24 protein-coding genes are annotated in these 24,242 nt (G+C 64.4%); 15 read left to right on the top strand and 9 right to left on the bottom strand.

Annotated features, from left to right (window positions below; translation table 11 throughout):
* Window positions 1-9 precede the first annotated feature (9 nt).
* The 3 genes from EP380_RS21545 to EP380_RS21535 are packed head-to-tail and all read right to left on the bottom strand — an operon-like array spanning window position 10 to window position 1,878.
* Window positions 10-354: a hypothetical protein gene (locus tag EP380_RS21545; RefSeq protein ID WP_206020969.1), complete on the bottom strand. Its 345-nt coding sequence runs from the start codon at window positions 352-354 to the stop codon at window positions 10-12.
* A gap of 7 nt (window positions 355-361) precedes the next feature.
* Window positions 362-1,465, bottom strand: a complete 1,104-nt coding sequence (locus tag EP380_RS21540) for a thiolase family protein (RefSeq protein WP_127600729.1) — start codon at window positions 1,463-1,465, stop codon at window positions 362-364.
* Window positions 1,465-1,878 (bottom strand): Zn-ribbon domain-containing OB-fold protein, encoded by a 414-nt coding sequence (locus tag EP380_RS21535; RefSeq protein ID WP_127600727.1) that lies wholly within the window; start codon window positions 1,876-1,878, stop codon window positions 1,465-1,467. The genes EP380_RS21540 and EP380_RS21535 overlap by 1 nt, the downstream gene beginning before the upstream one ends.
* Before the next feature lie 233 nt (window positions 1,879-2,111).
* Between EP380_RS21535 and EP380_RS21530 the strand changes: the two genes are divergently transcribed.
* Window positions 2,112-3,263, top strand: coding sequence for an acyl-CoA dehydrogenase family protein (locus EP380_RS21530; RefSeq protein WP_127600725.1), 1,152 nt, complete (start codon window positions 2,112-2,114; stop codon window positions 3,261-3,263).
* A 1-nt stretch (window position 3,264) separates the two neighbouring features.
* Window positions 3,265-4,269: a CaiB/BaiF CoA transferase family protein gene (locus EP380_RS21525; RefSeq protein ID WP_127600723.1), complete on the top strand. Its 1,005-nt coding sequence runs from the start codon at window positions 3,265-3,267 to the stop codon at window positions 4,267-4,269.
* Between the two features lie 113 nt (window positions 4,270-4,382).
* On the opposite strand, the gene EP380_RS21520 is transcribed toward EP380_RS21525, so the two are convergent.
* Window positions 4,383-6,050 (bottom strand): oxygen-binding di-iron domain-containing protein, encoded by a 1,668-nt coding sequence (locus tag EP380_RS21520; protein WP_127600721.1) that lies wholly within the window; start codon window positions 6,048-6,050, stop codon window positions 4,383-4,385.
* 250 nt (window positions 6,051-6,300) lie between these two features.
* Here EP380_RS21520 and EP380_RS21515 point away from each other — a divergent pair, with 250 nt between their 5' ends.
* Genes EP380_RS21515 through EP380_RS21505 form a run of 3 tightly spaced genes read left to right on the top strand, consistent with a single transcriptional unit; the run spans window position 6,301 to window position 9,260 of the window.
* Window positions 6,301-6,798, top strand: a complete 498-nt coding sequence (locus EP380_RS21515; RefSeq protein ID WP_127600719.1) for a TRAP transporter small permease — start codon at window positions 6,301-6,303, stop codon at window positions 6,796-6,798.
* Window positions 6,791-8,098 (top strand): TRAP transporter large permease, encoded by a 1,308-nt coding sequence (locus EP380_RS21510; RefSeq protein WP_127600717.1) that lies wholly within the window; start codon window positions 6,791-6,793, stop codon window positions 8,096-8,098. Before EP380_RS21515 ends, EP380_RS21510 begins: the two co-directional genes overlap by 8 nt.
* A gap of 49 nt (window positions 8,099-8,147) precedes the next feature.
* Window positions 8,148-9,260 (top strand): C4-dicarboxylate TRAP transporter substrate-binding protein, encoded by a 1,113-nt coding sequence (locus EP380_RS21505; protein WP_127600716.1) that lies wholly within the window; start codon window positions 8,148-8,150, stop codon window positions 9,258-9,260.
* Window positions 9,261-9,316: 56 nt separating this feature from the next.
* Here the strand turns inward: EP380_RS21505 and EP380_RS21500 are convergent, their stop codons facing one another.
* Complete coding sequence (locus EP380_RS21500; protein WP_127600714.1) at window positions 9,317-10,711, bottom strand: hypothetical protein; 1,395 nt, start codon at window positions 10,709-10,711, stop codon at window positions 9,317-9,319.
* Between the two features lie 170 nt (window positions 10,712-10,881).
* Between EP380_RS21500 and EP380_RS21495 the strand changes: the two genes are divergently transcribed.
* Window positions 10,882-11,991, top strand: a complete 1,110-nt coding sequence (locus EP380_RS21495) for a CaiB/BaiF CoA transferase family protein (RefSeq protein WP_127600712.1) — start codon at window positions 10,882-10,884, stop codon at window positions 11,989-11,991.
* A gap of 81 nt (window positions 11,992-12,072) precedes the next feature.
* Here the strand turns inward: EP380_RS21495 and EP380_RS21490 are convergent, their stop codons facing one another.
* From EP380_RS21490 to EP380_RS21480, 3 genes are all read right to left on the bottom strand, one after another.
* Window positions 12,073-13,365 (bottom strand): acyl-CoA dehydrogenase family protein, encoded by a 1,293-nt coding sequence (locus EP380_RS21490; RefSeq protein ID WP_127600759.1) that lies wholly within the window; start codon window positions 13,363-13,365, stop codon window positions 12,073-12,075.
* Window positions 13,365-13,688, bottom strand: a complete 324-nt coding sequence (locus EP380_RS21485) for a DUF6285 domain-containing protein (protein WP_127600710.1) — start codon at window positions 13,686-13,688, stop codon at window positions 13,365-13,367. Before EP380_RS21485 ends, EP380_RS21490 begins: the two co-directional genes overlap by 1 nt.
* 65 nt (window positions 13,689-13,753) lie before the next feature.
* On the bottom strand, window positions 13,754-14,755 hold the full coding sequence (locus EP380_RS21480) for a phosphotransferase family protein (RefSeq protein ID WP_127600708.1): 1,002 nt from the start codon (window positions 14,753-14,755) through the stop codon (window positions 13,754-13,756).
* A gap of 172 nt (window positions 14,756-14,927) precedes the next feature.
* On the opposite strand from EP380_RS21480, the gene EP380_RS21475 reads away from it, so the two are divergent.
* From EP380_RS21475 to EP380_RS21435, 9 genes are all read left to right on the top strand, one after another.
* Window positions 14,928-15,446, top strand: coding sequence for a TRAP transporter small permease (locus EP380_RS21475; protein WP_127600706.1), 519 nt, complete (start codon window positions 14,928-14,930; stop codon window positions 15,444-15,446).
* Complete coding sequence (locus EP380_RS21470; protein WP_127600704.1) at window positions 15,443-16,750, top strand: TRAP transporter large permease subunit; 1,308 nt, start codon at window positions 15,443-15,445, stop codon at window positions 16,748-16,750. The genes EP380_RS21475 and EP380_RS21470 overlap by 4 nt, the downstream gene beginning before the upstream one ends.
* Window positions 16,751-16,797: 47 nt before the next feature.
* Complete coding sequence (locus EP380_RS21465) at window positions 16,798-17,187, top strand: Zn-ribbon domain-containing OB-fold protein (RefSeq protein WP_127600702.1); 390 nt, start codon at window positions 16,798-16,800, stop codon at window positions 17,185-17,187.
* The gene (locus EP380_RS21460; protein ID WP_127600700.1) at window positions 17,187-18,326 is read left to right on the top strand and encodes an acetyl-CoA acetyltransferase; all 1,140 of its coding nucleotides are present in this window, start codon (window positions 17,187-17,189) and stop codon (window positions 18,324-18,326) included. Before EP380_RS21465 ends, EP380_RS21460 begins: the two co-directional genes overlap by 1 nt.
* A 95-nt stretch (window positions 18,327-18,421) precedes the next feature.
* Window positions 18,422-19,330 carry an SDR family NAD(P)-dependent oxidoreductase gene (locus EP380_RS21455; protein WP_127600698.1) on the top strand — a complete coding sequence of 303 codons (909 nt, stop codon included), beginning with the start codon at window positions 18,422-18,424 and terminating at the stop codon, window positions 19,328-19,330.
* A 4-nt stretch (window positions 19,331-19,334) separates the two neighbouring features.
* The gene (locus EP380_RS21450) at window positions 19,335-20,564 is read left to right on the top strand and encodes an acyl-CoA dehydrogenase family protein (RefSeq protein WP_127600696.1); all 1,230 of its coding nucleotides are present in this window, start codon (window positions 19,335-19,337) and stop codon (window positions 20,562-20,564) included.
* Window positions 20,561-21,631 (top strand): acyl-CoA dehydrogenase family protein, encoded by a 1,071-nt coding sequence (locus tag EP380_RS21445; RefSeq protein ID WP_127600694.1) that lies wholly within the window; start codon window positions 20,561-20,563, stop codon window positions 21,629-21,631. The genes EP380_RS21450 and EP380_RS21445 overlap by 4 nt, the downstream gene beginning before the upstream one ends.
* Window positions 21,628-22,470 (top strand): MaoC/PaaZ C-terminal domain-containing protein, encoded by an 843-nt coding sequence (locus EP380_RS21440; RefSeq protein ID WP_127600692.1) that lies wholly within the window; start codon window positions 21,628-21,630, stop codon window positions 22,468-22,470. The genes EP380_RS21445 and EP380_RS21440 overlap by 4 nt, the downstream gene beginning before the upstream one ends.
* Window positions 22,467-23,288: an enoyl-CoA hydratase-related protein gene (locus EP380_RS21435; RefSeq protein WP_127600690.1), complete on the top strand. Its 822-nt coding sequence runs from the start codon at window positions 22,467-22,469 to the stop codon at window positions 23,286-23,288. Before EP380_RS21440 ends, EP380_RS21435 begins: the two co-directional genes overlap by 4 nt.
* Before the next feature lie 24 nt (window positions 23,289-23,312).
* Here EP380_RS21435 and EP380_RS21430 read toward each other — a convergent pair whose 3' ends face one another.
* Window positions 23,313-24,239, bottom strand: a complete 927-nt coding sequence (locus EP380_RS21430; RefSeq protein WP_127600688.1) for an NAD(P)H-dependent flavin oxidoreductase — start codon at window positions 24,237-24,239, stop codon at window positions 23,313-23,315.
* Between the last annotated feature and the right edge of the window lie 3 nt (window positions 24,240-24,242).

The raw sequence follows: 24,242 nt of genomic DNA, 5'->3' as shown, positions 1-24,242 counted from the left end.
TTCGAAAACTCAGTTTGATCGGCTCTGCCGGTATTCTTCCGGCGACTTGTCCAGAAATGCGGTGACTTCGTCGCCAAGGCCAAGAAACCGCGCCCACCAGCCGGGTGTCGATGTGGCCAGCGGCGGGCGCGGAACGGGCGGGAGGTCGCCCTGTTGCAGGCGTCTCAGGATCTCGGCGAAGCGCATCCGCTCGATCTCAAGAAACACCTGTTCGACATCCAGACCCTGGGCGTGGATATCGCCCAGTTCCGGATAACTCAGGCGGCGCAGCCAATCGCCGCCTTCCACTTCTACAGGTTCGGCCAGAAGCGTGTAGGGGATGTTCAGATAGTCGCGGACAGTCACAGGGGTCATGGGTCTCTCACGCCTCCGGTTCAATCATCAGGAAAGAGGAATCGTCGAACGGGCCATTATGGACGAGGATCGGCCCGACGCCGGCCTGCTGCCGCGCCCCGGCCTTGCCGGTGGCCTGCAAATAGGCCTCGCGCAGGTGGCCCATTCCATGCATCCGGCCTTCGCCCAGGCTGCCGCCGAACGTGTTGAGCGGCAGACGTCCGTCCGCGTTGCCGTGCCCGTCGCGAATGAAGGACCATGCGCTCCCGGGCGGACACAGGCCAAAGCCCTCCAGCCATTCCCAGATCATCGACGAGAAACCGTCGTAAAGCTGGGCCTGCGTGACATCCGCCGCGCTGCGCCCGCTCGTCTCGAACACCGCATTCGGGGTGGTGAAGCCGCTCCAGCCCGTGACCCGGGCGGCCGCCGCGCCAGCGGGCAGATCTGCGGCCCGGCACATGACAAAGGCCATCGCGCCGCAGACCGGCATGTCGCAATCCAGAAGCCCGTGGGGCGTGGCAATCATCGGGGCGGCAAGGTAGTCGTCCAGTCTGACGCTCCGGTCGCGCCAGACTGCATCGGGGTTGTTCGCGGCGTGCCGGCGGGCCAGCGCCACTACTTCGTAAAGATCCGCACGCGTTGCGCCATGGGTCGCCATGTACCGTTGTGCCCGGGTGCCGAAACGCGCGCCCGCCGTGGTGAAGCCGAAGGGTTTGGTGAACTGGTCGTTGCCGAACGCCTGATCGGCCCCGGAGGTCGCGTAGGACAGCCCCGGCAGATTATACATCGCCCTGAGACCGAGCACGAAACGGCTGTTTGCGGCGCTCAGGGCATTGGCGGCGAAGCTCACCATATCGGTCGGGTAGCGGCGGAACAGGTCCGCGCCATATGTGAGCGGCAGGTTCAAGGTGGCGGCGATGGTCTTGAGCGAGATCTCGTCGCCACCTTCGGCATGGGGCGAGCCGGCATTGGTTGCGAAGGGCGCGCCGACATAGCCATCGACATCGTCCGCCGAGATCCAGGCATCCGCAAGCGCGCGCCGGATCGCCTCGACCGACAGGTCGGTAATGGACCGATCCGTCTTGCGCAGGATCTCGGACGCGCCGAAGCCAGCGATGACGACGCCGCCCATCACTCCGCCTCCGACGATCCGACCACCGGAAAACTGAACCCATTCGGGTCCGGACGGAAGGTGAGCGTCAGCGGCGCATCGGGCGCCAGCGTTTCGACCACGCCGTCTTCGTCGAGCGCCACCAACGTCGCCCGCGGGTCTTCCTCCAGCGAGACTTCGACCACCGTCACCGGCGGCTCACGCCCCGGCAGCGCGGCGATGTGGATCCGGCACCACCCCTTGAGCCGCCCGCGCCCCGACAGCGTGACCCAGTCCAGCGCCCCGCTGCGACAGGAGGGGCAGGCGGGTTTCGGCGGGCAGACGATCCGCCCGCACTCCCGGCACTTGGGCAGGGACAACCCGCCCGCCCGCCCGGCATCCCAGAACCGGCGCGTGTCGGCATTCGGACTCGGTTGTGGGCGATGATTCTCCATACTTCTCAACGTATTGCTATGATTTGATCGGACCTTACAAGGGTTCTACCATTAAATCAATACGATGAATCCGATACGACCTTCAACGGCCATCGTGGCGCGGGACACCCATCCCAGCATATCGAGAACCAATCGAATGAAACTTAAGTACTTTAATATCATAAGGTTACATTTGTTGACATTAAAAGGTACTACCTTTTAGAGTATGTAAAATGCGAACAGTGGAGGAGCCAATGCTCGAATCGTTTGATCAATCCGAAGAGCTTCAGATGTTCCGGGAAGCCGTGCGCAAAATGAGCGAGAAGGAATTCGCGCCCATCGCCGCGCAGATCGATGATGAAGACGCCATGCCTGACAAGGTCATGCCGCTTCTGCGCGACATGGGGCTAGTTCAGCTTCAGGTGTCGGAGGCATATGAGGGTCCGGGCGGTACGCTCCTGATGAACTGCATCGCCAAGGAAGAGGTTGCACGCCATTCCTTCGCGGTCTCGCATCTTGTCGGCGCCTGCGATTTCGCCATGGTCCTGCCCCTGCGCGCCTTCGGGACCGAAGAGCAGCGCCGGCACTTCCTGCCGCAAGTGGCGACCGGCAACATCACCGCGGCCATCGGCCTGACCGAGCCGGGCACGGGTTCGGACGTGTCGGGGATCAAGACAACGGCGCGTCGCGATGGCGACCATTGGGTTATCAACGGGCAGAAGACCTTCATCACCAAGGGCGACACCGCCAAGTTCATCAATGTGATCGCGCGGACCAGCGAAGGGACACGGGGCGGCGGCCTGTCGTCCTTTCTGGTGGAACAGCGCACGCCCGGGCTGACCATCGGCGGCGCGGTCCGCAAGATGGGCCTGCGCGGGATCAAGTCCGTGGACCTGTTCTTCGATGACCTGCGTGTGCCGGCCGAGAACATGATCGGCGCGGAGGGTCAGGGCTTCAAGAACACCATGCACTGCCTCAACTACAACCGTCCCACCGTCGCCGCCTCGGCGCTCGGTCTGGCCCAGGGTGCGCTCGACGCCGCCGTCGCCTATGCGAATGAGCGCGAACAGTTCGGGCAGAAAGTCATCCAGTTTCAAGCCATCGGCCACAAGCTTGCCGAGATGCGGATCCAGATCGAGGCGGCGCGCGCGCTGCTCTACCGGGTCTGCGCACTGGCCGACAGCGGCGCGACCAACGGGTTGGCTGAAATGGCTTCCTGCGCCAAGGCGTTCGCCAGCAACACCGCGATGCAGGTCACGACCGAGGCTGTGCAGGTCTTTGGCGGCGCCGGATACCTGTGCGACAACCCGGTCGAACGGATGATGCGCGATGCCAAGGTGACCCAGATCTACGAGGGCACGACCGAGATCCAAAAGCTCATCATTGCACGCTCGATGGTGGCTTGAGATGGGTCCGCTCGCGTCGCTGCGGATCGTCGAGTTCGAAGGGCTCGGCCCGGCGCCCTTTGCCGCAATGACCCTGTCAGATCTTGGCGCGCGCGTCACCCGCATCACGCGGGCGGGCGCGCGCACCAGGCCGCCGACGTTCCTGAACCGGGGACGCGATGATGTGCCGCTCGACCTGAAGACCGAGGCGGGGATCATAGACGCGATGGCGCTGATCGCCGAGGCGGATGTGCTGGTGGAAGGGTTCCGGCCCGGCAAGATGGAAAGTCTCGGTCTCGGCCCCGCCGATTGCGCCGGGCTGAACCCGAAACTGGTCTACGCTCGGATGACAGGCTGGGGGCAGGCGGGGCCGCTGGCCCATCTGGGTGGGCATGACATCAATTATCTCGGCCTTTCCGGCGTGCTCAGCCTCTTGGGTGAACCCGACCGGCCCCCGCGCGCGCCGCTGAACCTGATCTCCGATTTCGGCGGGGGCGGGATGTACCTGGCACTCGGGATCCTCGCGGCGGTGATGCAGGCGCGGGAGACCGGGACGGGTTGCATCGTCGATGCCGCCATGGTCCATGGCACCGCCCATCTCGCCTCGATGCCACAGGCATGGATGGCGGACGGGCGCTGGCGTGGTGGGCGGGGGGACAACGTCCTCGATGGCGGTGCGCCCTTCTATCGCTGCTATGTCACCGCCGATGGTGGCTACATGGCGGTGGGCGCGCTGGAGCCCGTGTTCTTTCGGGCCCTGGTCGAAGCGCTGGACCTCGACCGCGCCTATCTTGACGGTCAGAACGACCGCAGCCTGTGGCCGCTGATAGAAGCCGACATCGCCGAACGGTTTGCGGGCAGAAACCGTGACCACTGGACCGCCGTGTTCCGGGAGATCGATGCCTGCGTTTCGCCGGTACTGTCGATGGCCGAAGCCCAGGCGCACCCGCAGATGCAGGATGTGTTCGCAATGCGCGACGGTGTTCTGCAACCGACACCCGCGCCCCGCATCCTACCCCTCGCCTGACGGGTCGGGCAGGGCAGGGCGCCTGCGCCCATCGGGTCGGCGGCACCCGATCGGGGACGGCCAGGGCCTGGGGCGGCGATCACGGCGTCGAGATCGCCTGGGTCCCGCCCGGATCACCGCGTGGTCGAGTGGAGCGCCTCGTTCATCAGCTCGGCCAGATCGGCCGGCTGGGTCACCACGCTGCCATGGGCCGGGGCGATCCGGCGCGGCGGGTAGGCGGCGAACAGCCGCTCCATCTCGCCGATAAGCCCCTCTTTCTCGGCAAAGCGCGTCCAGTATAGCGCCAGGTCGAGCACCTGTTTGCTGTCGGCGACCGTGGGCGGGGTCGGCAGTTCGTCCGAGAAGAGCGTGCATTCCTCGGTCTCGTAATGCGAGAACCCGAAGGCGTCCGACACGAACATGGTTGCGGTCAGATCGTCCCAGGCCCAGAGCGTGTTGGGCAGGTCGTGGATGATCGCAGGCAGGAACGTGATGGTGCGCCCGCCCAGGTCGATGCTGTCGCCCGCCGCAACCGTATGGAATCGGCCTGCCGCGAACGCCTCGGGATAGGCGAGGTGGAAATTGCGCACATCGCCGACGACCTGCGCCTCGGGAAAGGCGTCGAGTAGCCCGCCCAGATTGCCCGCATGGGGATATTCCTCATGGGTCGGGAAGATGAAGAGCTTGCGGTCGCCAAGATGGGCGCGGACATAGTCGGCCGTCGGCGCGGCGTCCTTGGCGTGGCTGGTGTCCACGATCAGCGCCGCTTCGTCGCCCAGCACCAGATAGGCCGTGCCGTGGGAGTGGAACGACCGACCATACATCTGCGCATGGAAACAGCCGCCCAGCAGGTGCATTCCGTCGCCCATGTCGCGGGTGTTGAAACCGGAGTAAATCATGCGATTGGTCGCCACGACGCTCTGATCCTGCGCGCCGGGTTGCGGCTGGGCCGCCGGGGCCGCGGGCCGGTTGCGGCCCAGATCGCGCAAAACGTCCAGAAGCACGGACTGATAGAGCTTCACCGCTTCCGCGCCCACGATGGGGCAACCGCGCGACGGTGCGAGAATATCGACCTCCAGCCTCGAAAACAGCGCCTCGAGCCCGTCGATGATCTCGGTCAGGTTCGAGAACGTCAGCCAGTCGAATTTGGCAAGGAGATGCCGGCGCATCCGGTCATGGAGGGTGGTTCGCACGGGAACATCCCGCATCACCGGTTCGGCGCCCTGCCCATGGGTCGCCGAGGAAAAGATGTCGGAGGTGAACAGGGTCCGGGTGCCGTTGTCATAATACCAGATCGTCGACAGGAGCCTCAGCGGTGTCTGCACCGGCTCAAGCCAGTGATCCGGGCCGAGCATGATACGGGTGCCGGGCAGGGCAGGGTGCTGATCCACCCCGAAGCTTTTCATGTGCAGATGCGCGCTTGCATCGTCGAAAAAGTCGAGCGGATTGATGACGCCAGGAGTATAGGCCGTCTCGACCCCGTAAGCGGTCACCAGATTCGGCAGGTTCGAGATTACGTCCGGCTCGTTCCGCGTCACCGCGACCCTCGTGACCTTTTCACCCTCGCACAGAAGCCGCGCAAGCTGCGCCGCAATGGTGTCGCGATGCGCCGCCACACCCGCCTCAACCAGCGCTACCCCCTCGCGACCACGCAGAAAATAGGCATTGAGGGGCTCGCATTGCCCGTGGAACGAGGGATCGCGCCAGCTGATCCGCCCGTCGATTTCGACGCTATCGCCCAGAAGGTGAAGGGTTTCGCAGTCGAGCGAGACAGGCAAGTCATTAACTCTGCACTTTTTCATTCGTCTTTCGCCTCCCCGTATCAGACCGCGAACGCGGCGGCGCGCACGAACCACCTCCCCCAAAAACCGGGGAATTGAATTGACATTTCGGGCAAATGAATTTTTGGTTGGACCATTCGCCAATTCAGTTGCGCAACACTTTAATGTTGAACTATCAACATTAAAACCTGGTAGGGTCAAGTGAATCGCCGACGGACGGAGAGGGAGGATAGTTTTGATATTTGATCAACCCGCGTGGGTTCGGTGGATCGTGCGCATCAATCTTGGGGTTGGTGGTCTGGCGATCGTCGCAATGCTGGTTCACATCATCATTGATGTGACCGCGCGGCACCTGTTCAACATCGCGGTGCAGGGCACGCTCGAGATCGTGTCTTTCTACTACATGGTCGGGCTCGTCTACCTGGCGATCCCGCTTGTGCAGGCGCGCGACGACCATATCTTCGTCGAGCTCTTCACGGCGAACACCTCGCCGAAGCGGCAGGATGTGATGGATGCGGTGATCCGTGTCTTCTCGGCCACGCTGTTGCTGTTATTTGCTTGGGTGACGGTGCGGGAAGCGCTGCACCAGACCTCGATCGGCGCGGTGGTCGAGGCCGGGACAGATACCGTTCCGGTCTGGCCGACCCGCTGGCTTATCCCGCTGTCGATGGTTTCGACCGCAATCCTCAGCCTCTGGCAGTCTGCATATCTTTTCCGCCATGCCGGCGAACGACGCGAATCCCAGGGCGAGGAACATACTTATGGATAACGTCCTGATCGGCTGTCTGGGCCTTGGCGCCATCCTTGTTCTGCTTGCGCTGCGCGTGCCTATCGCGGTGACGCTGATCAGCGTCTCGCTCGCGGGGATCTACGGCATCGTGGGCGAGCGTGCCGCCATGGGCTCGCTCAAGACCATTCCCTATGAATTCGTGGCGCATTGGTCGCTTTCGGCGATCCCGATGTTCCTGCTCATGGGGGCGGTTGCCTTCAATGCGGGCATCGTCAGCTCGATCTACAAGGCCGCGCGACTATGGCTTGCGGGATTACCCGGCGGCCTTGCCATCGCGTCGAACTTCGCTTGTGCGGGCTTCGCCGCCGCCTCGGGTTCCTCGGTCGCCACGTCCAGCGCCATGGGCCGCATCGCCGTGCCCGAGATGCTGAAGTTCAAATACGACAAGGGGCTTGCCACCGGCGTCGTGGCCGCGGCCGGCACGCTTGGCTCGCTGATCCCTCCCTCGATCCTGATGGTGCTCTACGGCACCTTTGCCGAGGCCTCGATCTCGAAGCTGATGATTGCGGGGATCATTCCGGGCATTCTGACCGCCGGCATCTATGCGGTGATGATCGCCGCCCGGTGCAAGATCAATCCCGAGCTGGCCCCGCCGGTAGACTTCAAGCCGAGTTGGAACGAACGCTTCGCCTCGCTTCGGGACGTGTGGCCCATGCCGCTTCTCATCCTGGGTGTTATCGGCGGGCTCTATTCCGGCATCGTCACCGCGACCGAGGCCGGTGCGCTGGGCGCCTTCCTGTCCATCGTGATCGCCGCGGGCTACCGCCGCCTGACCTGGGATGTGATGCTGCAAAGCATCAAGGACACGCTCTACGGCACCGGCGTGATCTTCTTCGTCTCCATCGGCGCCGTACTCCTGTCCCGCTTCATCGCCCTGTCTGGCATTCCCTTCGCGATGATCGACTTTGCCGAGCATTTCGGCGTGCAGGGCTACGGGATCGTGCTGTTCTGTGGCGTCGTCTTCCTGATCCTCGGCATGTTCCTGGACCCGATCGGGCTTCTGCTGATCGCGCTCCCGGTCTTCCTGCCGATGATCGAGGCGTCGGGCTTCGACCTGATCTGGTTCGGCATCCTCGTCATCAAGTTCGTCGAGATCGGCCTGATCACCCCGCCGGTCGGCCTGTCCGTCTACACAATCAAGGGCGTCGTCGGAAACACCGTGCCGCTGGGGACGATCTTCAAGGGCATCCTGTGGTTCCTGGCCTGTGAACTGCTGGTCGTCGTCCTGCTCGTCGTCTTTCCCAAGATCAGCCTCTTCCTGCCGGGGCTGATGCAATGACCGAAAACTTGACCCACGCAAAACCGAACAATCTGGAGAGGAGAAACCCATGCGTACCAAACTGATCCTGGCCGCTGCATTAGGCACCGGCCTCGCGGTCCCGGCCATGGCCGAGACCTACAACTATGCAACCTTCGTACCGCCCGCGTCGTCGAACAACACGCTCGCGCTCGAACCGGCCTTCGCCAAGATCGCCGAAGAGAGCGGGGGCTCCATCGAGTTCAAGCTCTTCGCCGGTGGCCAGCTTCTGGGCGGGCGCGAGATGCTCGGCGGCCTGCGAGACGGGATCGCCGATGCGGGCTTCGTTGCGCCCAACTACTTCATCTCGGAACTGCCCAACGCGGCGATGCTGCCTGACATGATGCCCTTCGGCGGTGACCCGGTCGCGGTGGCGGGCGCGATGCTGGAGACCATGTTCTTCGACTGTCCCTCCTGCATGGCGGACTACACCGACAACAACCTGGTCTATCTCGGCGGTCAGGTGCCCACCCCCTATCGCATGCTTTGCTCAAGCGAGCTAGACGGTTCGGCGGACTCGCTCAAGGGTCTTCGGATGCGCGGCGGCGGCACTGCCATGTCGCGCACCGCGGAAGCGCTCGGCGGGATTGCCGTGTCGATGACCGCGGGCGACATGTACGAGGCGATGGAGCGTGGGCAGCTTGACTGCATCGTCGGCCCGACCGCCTGGCTCAAGCAATACAGCCTTGCCGAAGTGGTGAAGACCGTGATCGAAGAGCCGCTGGGCGTCGTCGCGGGCCTTGGCCTAGTCACGTTCAACAGGCAGTCCTGGCACGACCTCGGCGAAGAAGGCCAGCAGATGGTCCTGCGCCAGATGCCCTTCATCGTCGCCCAGTCCACCGTCACAGGCTATATCGGCGATGACGAGCGCGCCAAGGAAACGGCCGTCGCCGACCATGGCGTGAACTTCGTCCAGGGCGAAGAGTCGATGAAGGCCGCCCTTCAGGCCGCCAATGACGCGGCCCGCGACATCATCTTGGCGGAAGCCGCCGAACGCGGTGTCGAAGACGCGCAGGCGATCATGGACGCCTATGTTGCCAACCTCGAAAAATGGCGCGCGATCTCGGAGGAGCAGATCAAGCGCGATGCCGCTGTGCTGGAGCAGGTGCTTTGGGACGAAATCTACAGCAAGGTCGATCTTTGATCTGACGGACTTCAATCGGATTGGAAGAGGGCGCTTCGGCGCCCTCTTTCTTTGTGTCAGTAGACGATCAGAAACCCGATGGAGGCGATGACGAGGATTGCGACCGCCGTCGCGCCGTTCCACCGCAGCCCGACCTGCGAAGCCGGGCGGTCGAGCGCACCTGACGCGATGGCGATGGTCGCCGTCATGGGAGACACGATCACCGCACAGGACCAGCCGATGAGCGCGGCCAGCATGAACATCGCATCCGGCATGTCGATGCCGACCCCGGCAATCGCCGCCACGAAGAGCGTTCCGGTGATGACCGGGCTGATCCCGACCATGGACAGGGCAAGGATCAGCCAGGCCACGACCACCGCCAGTACGCCCGCCGAAAACCCGGCCTTCAGCACGATAGCTTCCACGACGCTCGCGGGGACCATGGCGGCAAGGGCGAGGCCGACGAAGCCCGATGCGGTCATCACGCAGATCTCGCTGGTCGAGCGGGGGAGGAGACGTATGGTCTCACCCCCCATCCGGGCCAGCGACGCGCCCGGTGAAACGGCCCCCCGGTTCGCCAGCATCCACAGCACCGCGTAGCTCGGCACGATGATCAGGATCGCCGCGCGCAGCGGAACGCCCAGAAAATGCTCGGCGAGCCCGGCAGCCCCCGCGATGACGACGAGAACAAGGACAAGGCCGAGGAGGTCCTGAAGCCGTCCCCGACCGCTCTTCGCCGGAGGCACGTTCCTGGCCCGCGGCTCCAGCAGGTCAAAGGCCCAGGAGACGGCGAGGTAGAAGGCCAGCGCGCTCAGCCCGTAGGGCAGGAAGCCAAACCAGGTCAGGCCGGGGAAGATCGGGAGCAGCAGGTTGATCGCCACCCCCAGCGGGGACCAGTAGATGCCGGGCGCAAAGCCGCGCAGGATCGCGTTCACCACCCGGCGGGTCTGAATCTCGCGCACCCGCTCGTTCGGCGCGGTGGCGTTCACCGTGCGCAGCGCGATGTTCAGAAGCAGGAGGAAGCCGCCGACATTCAGCAGCACGCCGAAAATCTGGCTGCCGATGGCAAGCAGCCCGAAGCGGCGCGAGGGGGGCTGCTCGACGACGAAATGCCCGGCCCCGGTGACCATGGGCGACCCTTCGGCGGCAACCCGCAGCACCGTCATCACCGCGACCAGCGCGGGCAGGTACATGGTGCGCGAGGCGATGACCTGGAATTCTGCCCAGCTCACGCCGACCGCGATGCAGCCGATCACCACCACTGCGGACATGGCCAGCATAATCCGCGCATTGGGTTTCAGCCCGCGCCAGCCGACCAGCACGAAGGCCAAGACCAGAATCAGCGCCGGCCCCGCCAGCGCATGTTGCCCGGTCACCAGGTCGATGAAGGCAAGCACGATGGCGGGCATGATCAACGCAATGGGAATCGCGCCCCGAAGCCCGGTTCCATCTGGCGTCGGGTCCGACATCATCGTCCGATAACTCGCCTTTGGTCATGCCTTTCCAACCAGGAAAGAAGCGTCGAAAAATCCGCCATGTTTCTTTGTTTTATCATATCTTCCCGCCCATCTCGCAGGACGGTTCCAGCTTGCGATCAAATGGACCTACCATTAGAGTTTAGCGGGAACCGAGGGAGAATAAAATGACTGATGCACCAAAGGCGCCGTTCCGGGTGATCGATTTTTCACAGGTCATGGCGGGGCCTTTCTGCACCCGGCTCCTTGCCGATGTCGGTGCGGAGGTCATCAAGGTCGAACCCGAAGGCGGCGAATCCATGCGCGGCCGTCCTCCGGTGCGCGACGGTGCGTCCTCCTATTTCGGGGCGCTGAACGCGGGCAAGCGCAGCGTCACGCTCGATCTGAAATCCGAGCAGGGGCTGGCCCGGGCCCGCGCGCTCATCGCCTCGGCGGACGTGGTGGTGGAAAACTTCCGACCGGGCGTGATGGCGCGCCTCGGTTTGGGTTGGGACAGGCTGTCCGAGCTGAATCCGCGCCTGGTGTATTGCGCGATCTCGGGCTTTGGCCAATCCGGTGCGGCGGCGACCCGACCGGCCTACGCGCCGATGATCCACGCGGCCTCCGGTTTCGACCTCACACTGATGGGCTTCGATCCCCCGGCCAACCGCCCGGCTCCCACCGGCATGTTCTTTGCCGATGTGCTGGCAGGCGTCTTTGCCTGGGGTGCGATCCAGGCCGCGCTCCTGGAGCGTGAACGCTCGGGGCTGGGGCAACTTGTCGATGTCGCGCTGATGGATTGCATCCTGTCGATGATGGTCTATGAGGTACAGGAGGTGCAATTCCCGCAAGCCAATCCGCGCCATGTCTACGTGCCGGTGAAAACCATTGACGGCTTCATCGTGACCGTGCCGCTCAGCGACAAGAATTTCCAGGGACTTCGAACCATGCTGGGCGATCCTGACTGGGCCAAGGACCCGATATACGCGACCGCCGTCGGGCGGCAGACCCACTGGGCCGAGATGATGGTCGAGATTGAAGCGTGGACCCGGTCGCGCAGCGGCGACGATTGTGTCGCGGCACTCATGGCCGCAGGTGTCCCGACCTCCCGGTACAGGACGGTAGCCGAGGCGTTGACCAGCGACGAGGCGCGCGAGCGTGGTATCCTGGCACCGGTCAGCGACGCGTCGGGCGAGTTCAAAGTGCCGAACCCGCCGTTCAAATTCTCCCGCTCAAGAGCCCATGTGGGTAACCGCGTGCCTGAGGTGGGCGAAGGCAACGACGAGTTCTTCGGCTGACCTTTCGGCCTGCCCTGGGTGCGGTGCTTGAGGCACCGCACCCAGGCCGCAATGGCTCCTGGCATTCTCATCCCAGCGGGGCTAGGCGTCTTCGGACGCGCGCGATTTCCGTCCGACGAAACCGAACAGGTGGCCGGCGATCTTGCGCATCTGGATCTCTTCCGAACCTTCGGTGATCCGGTAGCGACGGTGGTGGCGGTAGATGTGTTCGAACGGCTTATGCCGCGAATACCCCATGCCGCCGTGGATCTGCATCGCCCGGTCAGCCACCTCGCAGACCAACCGATTGGCCCAGTAGTTGCACATCGACACCTTGTCGGACAACGTCCTGGCGATTTCGGTAGCGGGCATCCGGTCCATTTCCCAAGCGGTCTTGCGGATCAATTGCCGCAGCATCTCGATCTGCGTCGCGGCCTCGACAAGTGGCCACTGGATTGCCTGGTTGACCGAGAGCGGCTTGCCGAACGGCGCGCGTTCCTTGGCATATTTCACACTTTCGGCCAGGCAATAGCTAGCCGCGCCCAGCGAGCTTGCGGCCTGCCGAATGCGGTTTTCGTGGACGAAAGCCTGTGCCAGTGCCAACCCGTTCTCTGGCGGGCCAAAGATGGCGTCTTCCGGCACCCAGACATTGGTGATCGAGATCCGCGGGTGGTCAGTCGGCATATTGAAGGTCCAGAGCCACTCCTCGACTTTGATGCCGGGGTCGGTCGCATCGACAATGAAGGCGCTGATCCCCTTGGCGCTGCCTGCTTCGCCGGACGTGCGGCAGAAGACGGCGACATGGGTCGCCTTGTGCAGGTTGGTAGTCCAGCATTTCTCGCCGTCGATCCGCCACCCGGGCACACCGTTGCGGGTTTCGCGGACCGCTGTCGTCTCCATATGGGTGGCGTCAGACCCGTGCTCGGCTTCGGTCAGCCCAAAGGCGATCCAAGTCTTTCCGGTGATCGCGCCTTCGATGAAGCGTTCCTTCTGGGCTTCGGTGCCATAGTCGCGCAGCATGATGACCTGCGGCAGGTTGGCGACAATGGAATGCTCGTTCTGAAGGTCGGTGTGCAGCCCCAGCCCCTTGGCGGCCAGGTGTTCGCGGATCACTGCCATCCACAGGTTGGATCCGCCCTTGCCGCCAAATTCCTTGGGCACAGCAAACCGCAGGTGGCCGGCAACATCAGCGCGTCGCTTGGCTTCGCGTTGCAGCTCTTCCCATTCCTTGCGCGGCAGGCCGCCCCCCTCGAAATCGGTCCGCGCCCATTCGCGGCGATGATCGAAGAAGCGGATATTGTCGTCCTGTTCTTCCAGTGGCTTGATCTCACGCTCGATAAAATCGTCAAGCTCGCCAAGATAGGCGACAAGATCTTCGGGAAGGTCAAAATCCATCATTCTTCTCCTTTGGGGCCGTCCAGTTCGGTCTCGCGACGGAAAGCGGCGTATTTGGGCTGGTCGATCGACAGCCGGTCCAAGGTGGTCGCCCAGAGGAATTCGGCCAGCGCCTCGGGGTCGAGCGCGGGGGATCCGGTCCGGATCGCGGTCGAAAGGGCAGCTTCCATCTCGTCTGGCATCGCGTCGCTGTTTAGGAGCTCGCGCAACCTGTCCTGTTTCCGGTCCGCAGCGTCCGGGCCGAAGGTCAGTTCGCGGGCGACGATGTCGAGCACGTTGGCGGCGACAAGCCCCTCGAAGCGGCGCTCGCCCAGAATCTGCAAGACATCCTTGCGGAGCCAATCTGCGACAACGCGGACAAGTTCGACGGCATCTGGCGTAGCTGTGGTCATTTACGCGCCCTCGGCAGGATCAATCGCAGGAGGTCGATCTCGGTCTCGGACGTGCGCCGACCGATGGCGGCACGTTCGACCGTGCGGTCGCCGCGGCGGAACTCCTCGGCGAATTCCACGCAATCCAGACCCCAGCGCAGCGTGCCCATGACTTCCCAGAAGCGCACGCGCTCCGGGTCGACGGCCTGACCGCCCGCGGCCTCGTATGCGGCGAAGAGGTCTTCACGGCTGCCGAAGCCTCCCGCCGGTTTGTCAATCTGCCCGAACCGCCAGGATCCCACGCAGAACCAGCCCAGGTCCTCCATCGGATCGCCCAGATGGGCGAGTTCCCAGTCGAGAATGGCGCGCAACCCGTCCGGACCGACCATCAGGTTCCCGGTGCGAAAATCGCCATGAACAAGCCGGACCTGTCCGGGATCCGGCAGATTGCGTTCGAGCCAGGTCAGCGCAAGGTCGAAGACCGGGCGATGTCCGGGGTGCCCGTGGTGGAGACGCGACAACACCTCCAGCCGGGCAGCGGCGTCGATCGTCGGCAATGCACCGAGCTTCTCGACCGAGGCCGCATGTATCCTGGCAAGCGCAGTCCCGCATTGCCGGGGCAGGTCCGGCCGGATGTCGGCCAGCGCCGGATCGCGCAGGATCCGGTGGCCAACAGTCTCTCCGTCGAGCCAGTCCATGCAGAGCGAGGCGCCAAGCGGATCCTCCGCGCCGGTGTTCCAGTGGACACGCGGAAGCGGCGCACCAGCGGCGGCGGCGGCGGACATCGCGACCGCTTCGGTCGGCAGGTCGATCCGGGGTTTCAGGCCCTGTTTCTTGCGGGACAAGGCCGGAACTCGCCGCAGGACCAACGAAACCGAATCGCCGCCCCTGTTTGCGGCGAACCGCCAACATTCCTGGCTCGCGCCACCGGCCAACTTGACAAGTCCGCCATCATATTCCGCGCCACCCCAGAGGCGGGGCACGGCATCAATCAAGGCTTGGGAGAGGGAGTCGGTCATCGTTTCTCTTAATGGTTCTTCCATTAACCACATGCCTATTGTAGGGATAGCAAACTCGCAAGCCCCAATTTCCGCGGCGTCACTTCAGCACAGACGTCTTGACGAATGGTAGGATATTTGAAAAACACCACCAAAGAGACGGAAAACAATAGCCGTCAGACAGGGAGGAGCGATGAAACTTCTGGCAAGATTGGTCCCACTTTTGTCGTTATGGCTCTACTGGGCCGGCGCGATATGCGTGATCCTGATGGTCACGCATATCGGTGTGGATGTGATCGCGCGGCTGGCGTTCGGGCGGCCGACAATCGGCATGGTCGAGACCGTGACCAACTACTACATGATAGCCGCCTGCTTCCTCCCGCTTGGTTATGTCCAGTACCGGCGCAACCTTCTGACGGTCGAGGCTTTCACCCTGTCATTGCCGAAGCGGTGGTTGCGGATCCTCGACATCGGGGCGTTGTCGGTATCCGCAGCGATTTCGGTCGCGCTGGCATGGCATTCCATCCTGAAGGCGATCGACCAGACCCAGAAGGGGGAATACCTTGACATCACGGCATTCGACTTCCCGCTCTGGCCCGCGCGCTGGATGATCGTCTTCGGCTACGGGGCGGTGCTCCTGGTTCTGATCTTGCAGATCATCCTTCTGATTTCCGGGCGCGACCTGGGCGAGCCCGAGGTGGTTGAAGCATGAGCGGTACGTTGATTGGAGCCATCGGCATTGTCGCAATGCTGGTCCTCATGGCGTTGCGCGTGCCGATCGGCTTCGCCCTGTCCACCGTGTCCTTCGTGGGTATCTGGGCCGTGCGCGGCGGGCGTCCTGCCGCTTCGACCTTCCAGAACCTGCCGTTCGAATTCAACGCGCACTGGACGCTGACGGCGGTTCCGATGTTCCTGCTGATGGGGTCCATCGCGGGCAACAGCGGGCTGACGCGGGATCTGTTCGACGCGCTTCGGCTGATGCTCGGTCGTGTCCGCGGCGGGCTGGCCATCGCCACGAACTTTGCCGGCGCGGGCTTTGCGGCGGCCTGCGGGTCGAGCCTGGCCACGACGGCGACGCTTGGCCGTATCGCGGTTCCTGAAATGCTGAAGGCGGGGTACGCGCCGTCGCTGGCGACCGGGGTCGCCTCGGCGGTCGGGACGCTGGGCGCGATCATTCCGCCGTCGATCATGATGATCGTCTATGCGATCTTTGCCGAGGTTTCGGCGGGCAAGATGCTTGTCGCCGGGATCATCCCCGGGATCCTCACCGCCGCCATCTATGCGCTCATGATCTACCTGCGCGTTCTAGCACAACCTTCGATCGCGCCGAAGGTCGAGGCCGACAGCCGAAGCCCATCCGAGAAGATGAAGGTGATCATCGGCTGCTGGCCGCTGCCCGTTCTGAGCCTTGGCGTGATCGGTGGCATCTACAGCGGCATCGTTTCGCCGACCGAGGCGGGTGCGCTGGGCGTGATCCTTGCGGCGGGCGTGGCGCTGATCCGGCGGACCCTGACCCTGAAGGTCCTGCGTGAAAGCCTGCACGAGACGATATCGACCACCGCGTCGATCCTGTTCATCGCCACCGGCGCGCTGCTGTTCACCCGGTTCCTCGCGATCAGCGGGCTGCCCTATGACATCGCGCGACTGGTCGACTCGCTCGGCACCGATCCGCTTCTGATCGTGCTCCTGGCGTCGCTGGTCTATCTGGTCTTTGGCTGTTTCCTCGATCCGATGGGCGTTCTGCTGCTGACCCTGCCGGTCATGCTGCCGATCTTTCACGCCGCCGACATCAACCCGATCTGGATCGGCGTCATCCTGGTGAAGTACCTGGAAATCGGGATGCTCACACCACCGCTTGGCCTGAACGTCTTCGTCATGAAGGGCGTGGTCGGAAAGAGCGTGCCGCTGGGCGCAATCTTCCGCGGCACCGCATGGTTCCTGCTGGCCGAAGTGTTCGTGATGTTCCTGCTGATCGCCTTCCCGAAAATCACGCTTCTGCTGCCCGATCTGATGTGACGGCGGGGCATGCAACGAACAGACAGACTGAACGATAAGGACAAGACATGACAAACGGATCGGCAGCCCAGGCCCCTGATCGCGAGTATCAGGAGTTTCTCAACGAAGGTCGCTTCGTAATCCAGAAATGCGGGGCCTGCGGCGCGTATCAATTCGCACCGCGCGTCTTGTGCACAAGCTGCGGCTCGGACGCGCTGGCCTGGCAAGACGCCAGCGGACAGGGCGTGGTCTATGCGGCGACCACCATTTGCCAAAAGCCCGAACGGGGCGGCGATTACAGCTATGTCCTTGTCGAACTGGACGAGGGCGTGCGCATGATCTCGACCGTCTTGGACCGCCCGCCGCTGGACGTGGCCGTCGGCCTGCCGGTGGTGGCCGAGATCGAGGCGGGCGATCCTGCGCGTGTTGTGTTTCGTGGCGTGGAAGGAGCGGCCTGATGGATCTGAGATCGAAATCCGCAATCGTCGGCGTCGGCCAATACGGTATCTCGGCGGCACCGGGCATGAGCCATATGGAAATCATGGGCCATGCGGTAAAGGCGGCCCTGGCCGAGGCGGGGCTGACCCTTCAGGATGTCGACGGTCTGTTCACGACCAATATGAGCAACCTGCTGCCCGGTCTGTCCGTGGGCGAGTACCTGGGGTTGCAGCCGCGCTTCACCGACGCGACGAATTACGGCGGCTCGGCCTTTGTCGCCTTTCTGCAATCGGCCACGGTGGCGATTGAAACCGGGCTCTGCGACGTGGCGCTGATCTGCTACGGCTCGAACCAGCGCAGCGCGGCGGGCAGGCTGGTCAGCCCGGTGGAGCCACAGCCCTACGAGGCGCCCTATCATCCCCGCAACCCGATCGGGGCCTATGCGCTGGCGACCTCGCGGCATATGTACCAATACGGCACGACCCGCGAAGACCTCGCATCAGTGGCCGTGTCGATGCGGAAATGGGCCGAGTTGAACCCCGAAGCGACGATGCGCGATCCGATCACCTTGGAAGAGGTGCTTGCGGCGCGGCCCGTCGCCGATCCGCTGACCGTACGGGATTGCTGCCTGGTCACCGATGGCGGCGGCGCTGTGGTGCTGGTCTCGGCCGAGAAGGCCCGCGAAATGTCCAAGACCCCGATCTATGTGCGTGGCTTCGGCGTTGCACATACCCACAAGTCGATCATGGAAATGCCCGACCTGACGGTTAGCCCCGCGGCTCTGTCCGGGGCGCGTGCCTTCGCCATGTCCGGCCTCGCGCCGCAGGACATCGACGTGGTCCAGCTCTACGACGCCTTCACCATAAACGCGATCCTGTTCATGGAAGACCTCGGGTTCTGCGAGAAGGGGCAAGGGGGCAAGCTGTTCCGTGACGGGTTGACCGCGCCGGGCGGAACCATTCCGGTGAACACCAACGGGGGCGGCCTGTCCTGCACCCATCCGGGCATGTACGGGATTTTCACGATCATCGAGGCGGTGCGGCAGCTGCGCGGCGAGGGAGGCGAAAGGCAGGTCGCCGATTGCGCCACGGCTGTGGTCCACGGCAACGGCGGCACCTTGGCAAGCCAGGCCACGGGCGTTCTCGCACTCGAGGCCTGAGCGAAGCGGGGTCCACCTTTCTTGGGGTGGAACCCCGCTTTTTCTAATGGTACTACCAATTATAGCCTGAACCAGACACATGAAAGGGAAACAACATGGCGGGACCTCTTGACGGAAAGGTCGCTATCGTCACCGGTGGCGGACGGGGCATCGGACGCGCTCTTGCGCTCGGCTTGGGTGCGGCGGGAGCCAAAGTCGTGGTCAACGACCTGGGGACTAGCCTCCAAGGAGAATCCGACGGCGCCAACCCGGCCGAAGACGTCGCCGCCGAGATCATTGCCGCCGGGGGCCAAGCGGTCGCAGACAACAACAGCGTGTCCGATCCGGACGGTGCCGAAGCCATGGTGAAATGCGCGGTCGGCAATTTCGGTCGGCTCGACACGGTCCTGAACAACGCCGGCATCGTGCGCGACGGATTGTTCCACAAGATGAGCTTCGATAATTTCGACAGCGTCACCAAGGTTCATCTCTATGGCAGCTACAATGTCAGCCGTGCCGCAGCGACCGTATTTCGCGAGCAGGAATCGGGAAGTTATGTCCACTTCACCTCGACCGCCGGCCTGATCGGCAACCTGGGTCAGGCGAACTACTCTTCTGCCAAGGCGGGGATTGCGGGTCTGTCGCGGTCGATCGCGATCGACATGAAGCGCTTCGGCATCCGCTCGAACTGCATCGCGCCTTTCGCCCTGACCCGGATGGTGACCTCGGTTCCCACCGGCGACACGCCGGAATTTGCCGAAAAGCGAAAGCACATGACTGCCGAAAAGCTGGTCCCGATGAGCGTCTTCCTGGCCAGCGATGATGCGAGCGACGTGACCGGACAGGTCTTTGCCGTGCGCGGGAACGAAATCTTCGTGATGAGCCAGCCGCGGCCCATTCGCGGTCTCCATCGTGCCAACGGCTGGACCCACGACGACATCCGTGACGTGTTCATGCCCTCTGTCAAAAACGACCTGACCCCGTTCGAGACCACGATGGACGTGTTCTTCTGGGATGCCATTTAAACCGATGCCCTCTGTCGATCCTATAGACGGCCTCCTGAGCGAGGCTGACCGCACCTTCCGGCAGGAGGTGCGGGATTTCATCGCCGTGGCGCTTCCTGCCGAGGCACGACGCAACGCCGACATCGGCCGCCACGCCACAAAGTCCGAAGTCGTTTTCTGGCAGAAGGCGCTGAATGCACGGGGTTGGGCCGCACCATCCTGGCCCGAAGAATATGGTGGAGCGGGCTGGTCACCCCTGCGCCAGTTGCTCTTCAACCTCGAATGCGGCCTCGGCGCGGCGCCCAAGGTGCCAGCCTTCGGCACCCGTATGGTCGGGCCGGTGATCTATGCCTTCGGATCGGAGGCGCAGAAATCCTTCTACCTGCCGCGCATCCTTTCGGCGGACGATTGGTGGTGCCAGGGCTTTTCCGAACCCGGCGCCGGATCCGACCTCGCCGGTCTACGCACCCGCGCGGTGCGCAAGGGCGACCGATACGTGGTCGATGGCCAGAAGATCTGGACCACCAAGGCCCAACATGCCAACCGCATGTTCGCGCTTGTGCGCACCGACGACAGCGGGCGCAAGCAGGACGGGATTTCCTTCCTGCTCCTCGACATGGACAGCCCTGGCATTGAAGTGCGCCCGATCATCTCGATCGACGGCAGCCATACGCTGAACGAGGTGTTCCTGTCCGGCGTCGAGGTCCCGGCGGAAAACCTCGTAGGCGAGGAAGGGAAGGGCTGGGCCTATGCCCGCTTCCTTCTGGCGAACGAACGCAGCGACATCAGCGGCGCAGGCCGCAGCCGCCGGCAACTGGCCCGTATCCGGGCCGCGATGCACCTGCCGCAGCCGGACGGCCTGCCGCTGGCTCAGGCGCCGTCCTTCATGGCCGCGCTGGCCGAGGTCGAGATCGCGCTCACCGCGCTGGAACTGACCGAGCTGCGTTACCTCGCGGTGCAGGCGCAGGGCGGAGACATCGGCGGGGGTGCCTCGATCCTCAAACTGCGCGGCACCGAGATCCAGCAGGAAATGACGCGGCTCCTGCGCGAAGCCATCGGCGCCGAAGCGGCCATGGCCGGGCCCGAGGCGACCGGCGCGCTCGCCAGGCTCGACGCTGCGGCTGCCGAGCTGAGCGAAGGCGTCATCGAGGAATATCTCTATGGCCGTGCGTCCTCGATCTATGGCGGCACCAACGAGATTCAGCGGTCACTGCTCGCGCGCGGGCTCTTGGGCGCAGAAGGGGGTCGGGGATGAGCGAGATGTTTCTGCGCAGCGAAGATGCCGGGATGATCGCCGAAAGCGCCCGACGCTGGATCGAGTCCGAGTATCGCGCCGATGACAGTGGGCATTCGGTCGACAACTGGGCCGCGATGGCCGAGCTTGGCTGGCATGCCATCGCCCTGCCAGAGGACTTGGGCGGACTCGGCCTTCCCGCCGGAGCGACGCTTGCGCTGGCCGAGGAATGCGGACGCGGGCTTGTGACTGAACCTGTGGTCGAGGCGGCTCTCGTCGCTGCGACGCTGGCCGGAACCGTGCTCGACACAGCGGCGCTGGACGGCCTTGCCGAAGGGCTGGTGACAGGCTCGCGGATCGCCATGGTCCTGGGCCTTGGCGCGCCGTTTGAGCCAGGCGCAGACGGAACCCTCACCGGCGTGGCCCGGCATGTGCCGGGTGGTGCGCAGGTGACCGACTACCTCGTGCTTGCTCGCCAGGCAGGGGGGGAGCTCGCGCTTTTCGCGCTCGAGGGCCAAGTCGAGCGCCGCGTATATCGCTCGGTCGACGGGCGCGCCCTGGCCGACATCATACTGACCGCCACCCCGGCGACCCGGATCGCCGATGGCGAGGGGCTGCGGACCACAGCCGCTCGGACGCAGAGCCTGCGTCGCGCTGCGCTGGCAGCTGAAACGGTCGGGGCCATGGAACGCGCCATCGAGGTCACGTCAGGCTACCTGCAGGAGCGCACCCAGTTCGGCCAGCCGCTGGCCAGGTTTCAGGCCCTACGCCACCGTATGGCTGATATGCATGCCGATGCCGAGCTGGCCCGCACCATGGCCGCGATGCTCGTCGCACCGGACGGCACCCCGGCCGAGGCGGGGCTGGCCGACCGGGCGCTGGCCCAGATCACGACCGCCGCCCGGACTATTGGCGAAAGGGCCATCCAGCTTCATGGCGGCATGGGCATGACGCAGGAAATGGCCATCGGCGGGTACTTCAAACGGTTGCTCTACCTGTCGATCGCGCTCGGCGGCGAAACCGCGCCACGTAGCCGGATCGCATCGGCGCTTGTCGCAGAACCGGAATACGAAAGGAAATCATCATGATCGACGAGGCCGAGCTCCGCGCATTTTCATTCGGCGAGATTCAGTTCGAGGTCACCCCGCGCGACGCAATCCTTTATGGGCTGGGCGTGGGTCTGGGAAATGACCCGACCGACACCAATCAGCTGCGCTACGTCTACGAAAGCGCGCTGGAAGCCTTTCCCACCATGCCCGTGGTCCTGGGAAGCCCGGGCATGTGGTTCGCGAAGGCCGGGCTCGACTGGCGCAAGATCGTGCATGGGGCACAATCGCTCACGAATTACCGGCCCGTGCCGATCGGGGTGCCGCTGGTCGCGGCCTCCCGCGTTGCGGCGATCTATGACAGGGGCGCCGAACGCGGTGCGGTGGTCGAGGTCGACCGCAATATCGCCACGGCCGACGGAACCCCGGTGGCCACCACCGTCTCGACCTATATCTGTCGCGGCGACGGCGGCTTCGGCGGAACTGTACCCGAGCCGGTCGACGACTGGGCCGCACCCGACCGTGCGCCGGATGCGGTGGTGACGCTGCCGACCCTGCCGCAACAGGCGCTGATCTATCGGCTGTCCGGCGACATCAACCCGCTTCACGCCGATCCCGCCGCCGCCGCAAAGGCCGGGTTCGACCGCCCGATTCTGCACGGGCTTTGCACCTACGGCCTGATGGCGCGCGGTGTTCTGGACTCCTTCGGTGGCCGCCTGGCCGAGATTTCGGGGCGACTGAGCCGCCCGCTTTTCCCTGGCGAAACGCTGAAGCTTTGTGCTTGGCGCGACGCCGACTCTGTGCTGTTCGAGGCCTCGGTTCCCGCGCGCCAGACCCGTGTTTTCGCAGCAGGCCGTGCCCGGCTGGAGGATGCGGAATGAACGACGCGGTCCTGACCCGGCTCGATGCCGGCGTGCTGACGATCACGATGAACCGGCCCGACCGGATGAACGCATGGAACGGCGACATCGAGGAGGGTTTGCGCGCCAGCCTCGCCGCGGCCGTTTCCGATCCCGAAGTGCGGGTGGTGGTCATCACCGGGGCCGGCCGGGCGTTCTGCGCCGGGGCGGACACCGAATTTCTGAAGGCGCTTCAGGACGGCACCGCCAAGCTGCCCGAACCGCCGGGCGAAGATCCCTGGCCTGCGGGTACGCCCGAGATCTATCGCGGCAAGTTCTCGATCCCGGCCGCGGTGCCCAAGCCCGTCATCGCGGCAGTCGACGGGCCCGCCGTCGGTATCGGGTACGTTTTGTCGCTCTTTTGCGATATCCGTATCGCGTCCGACCGTGGCGCGTTCATCGGCTCGTTCTCGCGCATGGGGCTGATCGCCGAGAAGGGGATCGACTGGGCCCTGACCAATGTCGTGGGACAGGCCCGTGCGATGGAAATCCTTCTGAGCGGGCGCAAAGTCGGCGCGGAAGAGGCATTGCGGATCGGTCTAGTGACCCAGGTCCTGCCGGTCGAGGATTTCGCCGCGTCGGTGCAAGCCTATGCCGCCGAAATGGCCACCGCGATCTCGCCCCGCTCGGCCGCGATCATCAAGCGCCAGGTCCAGCAGCTTCGTTTCGACGATATCGACACGGTGATGGCCCGCGGCGAGCGGGAGCTCGCGGAAAGCCTGAAAAGCGCGGATTTTCGCGAAGCCATGGCGGCGATGAAGGAGAAGCGCCCCGCTGCCTTTCCCGGCCTCGGATCCTGACGGCCGGGCCGGGTTCAAAGGCGCCTAGGCGGCGCCCTCCGGCATGATCCGCGTCAGCGCGGCGCGGTATTCCGTCTCCAGCGTATCGACGATTTCCGCGGCGGTCTCGACCTTGGCCGAACTCGCCACGCCCTGGCCCGCAGACAAGATGTCAATCCAGGCCCGCAACCCTTCTGGCCGCGGGGTGTCGGGATCGAGCCGCGCGCCGGCGGGCAGGGTCTTCGGATCGAGACCCGCCTCGACCACCGAGGCGCGCAGGTAATTCGCCGCCACGCCGGAGAAGAGCGGCGTATTGACAATGTCATCCGCCCCCGCCTCAAGGATCATGGCGCGGTGCCGCTCCGGCGCGAGTGATTCCGTCGCCGGGATGAAGCGCGTACCGACATAGGCCGCATCCACCCCGGCTGCTTGCGCTGCCAGAACGCCCGCTCCGGTTCCGATCCCGCCGCCCAGCAGCAAGGGACCGGCAAAAAAGCGGCGCACCTCGGCGGCGAAGGCAAAGGGTGACAGTCGCCCGGCATGTCCACCCGCCCCGGCGGCAACAAGGACAAGCCCGGACGCACCCTGATCCAGCGCCTTTTCGGCATGCTGGACAGTCGTCACATCATGCAGATGTATCCCGCCATACCCGCGCACCGCCTCGGAAATGTCGCGCGGCGCGCGCAGGCTGGTGATCACGACCGGAACCTTGCGGTCGACGCAGACGGCAAGGTCGGCCTCCAGCCGCGTATTGGTCGGCGCGGCGATGAGGTTGACGCCCCAGGGCGCACCGGGCGGCAGGCGCCCGGCGATCTCGTCGCACCAATCTCCGAACGCCTCTGTGCTGCGGGCATTCAAGGCCGGAAACGTCCCAAGGATGCCCGCCTGTCCCTGCGCGACGACAAGATCCGGGCCAGAGACCAGGAACATCGGCGCACCGACGACAGGCAGGCGCAGGTCGGTGAATACCATCGG

Source organism: Nitratireductor alexandrii, assembly GCF_004000215.1.
GTDB classification, from domain to species: Bacteria; Pseudomonadota; Alphaproteobacteria; order Rhizobiales; family Rhizobiaceae; genus Mangrovimarina; species Mangrovimarina alexandrii.
This window is presented reverse-complemented; position numbering and strand designations above follow the sequence as displayed.